This is a genomic window from Nitrosomonas sp. Nm84 (assembly GCF_003201565.1).
In the GTDB taxonomy this organism is placed as follows: domain Bacteria; phylum Pseudomonadota; class Gammaproteobacteria; order Burkholderiales; family Nitrosomonadaceae; genus Nitrosomonas.
Genome location: NZ_QJJP01000068.1, coordinates 1 through 3,013, shown reverse-complemented (window position 1 = coordinate 3,013; position 3,013 = coordinate 1). Strand labels below are relative to the sequence as shown.

General features: G+C 39.3%; 3 protein-coding genes and 1 pseudogene. 3 read left to right on the top strand and 1 reads right to left on the bottom strand.

All coding sequences use genetic code 11. The features are described from left to right. The 3 genes and pseudogenes from C8R34_RS16030 to C8R34_RS16020 form a co-directional block, all read left to right on the top strand. Nucleotides 1-324: NapC/NirT family cytochrome c (locus C8R34_RS16030; protein WP_181415510.1), on the top strand; the 324-nt coding region annotated here is incomplete at its 5' end. A gap of 303 nt (nucleotides 325-627) precedes the next feature. Further along, nucleotides 628-973, top strand: a pseudogene (locus C8R34_RS16025) (transposase). A gap of 98 nt (nucleotides 974-1,071) precedes the next feature. Beyond that, entirely contained in the window at nucleotides 1,072-2,553 is a 1,482-nt protein-coding gene (locus C8R34_RS16020) for a DEAD/DEAH box helicase (protein WP_110342286.1), read from the top strand. 182 nt (nucleotides 2,554-2,735) lie between these two features. On the opposite strand, the gene C8R34_RS16340 is transcribed toward C8R34_RS16020, so the two are convergent. After that, nucleotides 2,736-2,903 (bottom strand): transposase, encoded by a 168-nt coding sequence (locus C8R34_RS16340; RefSeq protein ID WP_146207592.1) that lies wholly within the window; start codon nucleotides 2,901-2,903, stop codon nucleotides 2,736-2,738. Nucleotides 2,904-3,013: the final 110 nt, after the last annotated feature.

Here is a 3,013-nt window from a genome sequence, read left to right as displayed (position 1 = left end):
AAATGGGATAGTGTGACCTGTCGTGACTGTCATCAGGACCCGAATCCACCTGGAGCGGATGCTCAGGAAGCGCATAAGAAGTTGAAGACGGAGGGTGCGACCTGTATAGACTGTCATCAGAATCTGGTACATGAAGAGGTAGCGAAGACAGACCTGAATGCGAGTCTGGCGGCGGGCAAGATGGTACTGCTGAAGGAAGAAGATAGCGATGGTGGAGATGATGAAGAGGAAGACGAAGAAGACGAGGATGAAGGTGGTGGGAGTGGAGCGGTAGAAAGCGAAACTCAAAGCGAAGATGACGATGAAGAAGAGGATGAAGAGTAATCGTTGAAAGCAGATCGTCGCTTGAATTCGCCTCTGATAGAGTGATCAAAAAAGAACCCGTACAAAATATTTTGTACGGGTTCTTTTGTTTGTTGAGATTGCATAATATGATTCTTATTATTTAATAAATTATAGAAATCAAAGGAATTTAGCTATAGTTATTAATAGATGCAAGCATGTATGTCGCATTGCGAGCGTAATAAATAAGGAATCCCCCGGTTATGCGGAGGGGACTGATAAAGGTTTGACCGAGAGAAACGGTTACCTTGATTCTTTTGCCTGACCAAAAGTTAGAAGAATAAAATGAAAGGTTACCAGAGACTGACGCATACGACATGGGATTGTAAGTATCGCGTAGTATTTATTTCGAAGAAACGAAAGAAGATGATATTTGGAGCGATACGTAAGCATCTGGGGAAAGTGCTGCATGATTTGGTACAACAAAAGGGGTGCGAAATATTGGAAGGGCATTTGATGCTAGATCAAGGGGAAGGGCGCGCTATCGATAGCGCGACGATTTACGGGAAAAGCAAAAAACTTTACGGGTGAGAATTTCTGGGCACGGGGTTATTTTGTATCAACAATCGGATTGAATGGAGAGATGGCTAGGGAATACATACGTAATCAAGAGAAGGGGACGACATTATGACCAGCTTTCGTCCCTTTGAGGGACTAACAAATATAAGCCTCCGGCTTTGCCGAAGGTGATTTAACTTAAACGGATAACTTAGTAGGAGTAGTAAGAATATGTCCTTTGAACAGCTCGGTTTATCAACCGATCTATTGCGTGCTATCTCTGATCAGGGATATACAAAACCAACACCGATTCAAGAACAAGCAATACCAATAATACTAGAAGGTGGTGATGTAATGGGTGGAGCCCAGACGGGTACAGGTAAAACAGCAGGTTTTACTCTGCCGATGTTGCGGAGGTTGGAGATTCATGCGAATAATAGTATGTCACCAGCTAAACACCCGATTCGCGCATTAATTTTAGTTCCGACCAGAGAGCTTGCTGTACAAGTATATGAAAGTGTTAAGACATATGGAAAATATTTGTCGCTTAGATCAACTGTTGTATACGGTGGAGTAAATATCGACGCTCAAATTGAGGCTGTTCGTTTTGGTATAGAAATTCTGGTAGCAACTCCCGGCCGCTTATTAGATCATCTTCAGCAAAAGACTTTAGTACTTACCAAGGTTGAAATATTGATTCTAGATGAAGCCGATCGAATGTTAGACATGGGATTTTTACCTGATATAAAGCAAATTATTCAGTTATTACCTGAGCAGCGTCAGAATTTGATGTTCTCAGCTACCTTCTCGGAAGAGATTAAGAGACTTGCAAGTAAAATATTGAAGAATCCAAAACTAATTGAAGTTGCAAAACAAAATTCAGTAAGCGAATTAGTAACGCATGTTGTTCATCCAATTGAATCTACAAGAAAACAAGAATTGCTGGTCTTCTTGATTAAACAGGATGACTTGCAACAGGTATTGGTTTTTACACGAACAAAACAAAGTGCAGATCGCTTGGCGCAGCGATTAAATCAATATGATATTTCAAGCGCGGCGATACATGGAGATAGAAATCAGTTACAGCGTACTCAGGCATTGGATAGTTTTAAGCAAGGTCTGATTCGAGTGCTTGTAGCTACAGATGTAGCGGCACGAGGTCTTGATATTGAGGAATTAACTCATGTAATTAACTTTGAGCTACCTAATAATCCGGAGGATTATATACATCGTATTGGTCGAACGGGGCGTGCGGGAGCCAAAGGATTTGCGATTTCTTTGGTAAGCAAAGAAGAAGATAAGCTATTAATAGGTGTAGAAAAACTACTCAAAACTAAAGTTAAGATAGAAGAGATAAATGGATTTGAATTAAAAAAACAACAATTGCAAACTTTAAATAATAATATTTCAATTGAAGAAGAAAATCCTAAACATATTAAGAAAAAGATCTCTTCTTTAAAACGCAGTAAGACAGCAGTGATCCGTATTAATAATGAGATACTTTGGAAAAATACAAAGTGTAAAGAAAAGAATGAAGATCCATTATTTACACAACCTTATGTAGCTAGTTTATCGGATGCGCATATTGATCTTGTGGGACAACATGAATTAAATCAGCCAGGAATTGCACCTCATAAAAGGCACAAACAATCCAATAGGCCATTACCTGCTTTGTTTGTTTCTCCAGTAATCAGTAACAAAAATAAAGATTAACAATATGTTATTCTATCCTGGAGTGCAAATAATTTTGTGTAAATGGTGTTTAATAGTGGTTAAGTTGAATAGTAAACCTGTTTAATGCAGGCCTCCAATCTTTGAGAGAAGTGGCCTCACTTGATTGGACAGTTTTTTGCATTTCTTAAATGGAAATCTTACGTTAATGCCTATCCTGCTTTTTACATTGCAAGCAGGTTATCGAAGTAGAACTCATTTGGTGTTTTGTCGTCAAACGCGGTGTAAGGTCTGTTTTGGTTGTAGAACATGAAATATTTCTCTAAGCCTTGTTTTGCATCACATACGCTGCCATAGGCGTGCAGATATACCTCTTCGTTGTTAATCAACATGCAAAAATTACCGGGTGTATCCCGTCAGCGCAAATTGGACAAAATAGCGTGATTGCCTAAGAGAGTGTTTTAGTTCATCGTTACTTTAAAAAGGAGCGATGAATGACAGG